General features: G+C 79.3%; 1 protein-coding gene. It reads right to left on the bottom strand.

Annotated elements, in window-relative coordinates; translation table 11 throughout:
* Positions 1-91: 91 nt before the first annotated feature.
* Positions 92-652 carry an HdeD family acid-resistance protein gene (locus EAO71_RS35195; RefSeq protein ID WP_187282953.1) on the bottom strand — a complete coding sequence of 187 codons (561 nt, stop codon included), beginning with the start codon at positions 650-652 and terminating at the stop codon, positions 92-94.
* Positions 653-885 lie beyond the last annotated feature (233 nt).

The raw sequence follows: 885 nt of genomic DNA, 5'->3' as shown, positions 1-885 counted from the left end.
GCGCGGGCGCGCCACAGCCCTCCCGGCTCCCCACGGGAGGGCTGTGGCGCGCCCGCGCCGGGTCGCGACCCGCCCCGGGGGCTGCGGCGGATCACCGTGACCGGCCGCCCGCGCGGCCTCGCCGCACGGCGTCGACGGCCTGGCGGCAGCCGAAGAGGAAGGTGTGCACGCCGAAGAGCACGGCGACCACCAGCAGCGTCGCGTCGGGCCAGGTCAGGGCGAGGACGCCGAAGACGACGCTCGCCGCGCCCAGCAGCCCCGCGATCAGGCGCCCGCTCTCGCGGTCCGTGAGCGCGGCGGCCGTGCGCAGGACTCCGGTGACGCAGAGCACGACGCCGAGGATCACCCGCAGCAGGTCCAGCGACAGGTCCGGCTGCGCCAGGACCAGGACGGCGGCGACCAGCCAGAGGAGGGCCGAGGCGGCCTCCGCGAACGGCTCCTCCGCCCGGGACGCGTGGAAGAGTTCGGCCAGCCCTGTCGCGGCGAGCGCCACGGCCACCACCACGAGAAGGACGGCGAGGGACGCGAACGGCCGGAAGGCCAGTACCAGCCCGACGGCGGCGCACCCCGCACCGGCGCACAGGGCGAGCCACCGGGGAGCCCGGGCGAGGGCGCGGGCCACCGTGTCTCCGGCCTCTCTCAGCGACCGCATGCCCGTCAGCCTCTCGCCGGGCCCGCGCCGGCCCCCCCTCGGCGGACCGGCGGCGGGCGCCCACACCGTCCCTCCCCACAGCATGGGGCGCGGCCGCTCCGCCCGCACCGCCACGGCTCCGCGCCCGGCGGCGGGGGCGAAGCGCCGTGTCGGCGGCCGGGGGGTGCCCGCCCGGACAGGGCCTCRGGGCCTCGGTATCGCGCCTCCGGGCGGCACCGTGGGGCTACACCACG

Origin of the sequence: Streptomyces sp. MS191 (genome assembly GCF_008042125.1) — a bacterium.
Classification (GTDB): domain Bacteria; phylum Actinomycetota; class Actinomycetes; order Streptomycetales; family Streptomycetaceae; genus Streptomyces.
This window is presented reverse-complemented; position numbering and strand designations above follow the sequence as displayed.

What these genes read in the sequence shown, in the direction of transcription:
- EAO71_RS35195 (WP_187282953.1), bottom strand. Translation starts at nt 652, where the DNA reads ATGCGGTCGCTGAGAGAGGCCGGAGACACGGTGGCCCGCGCCCTCGCC.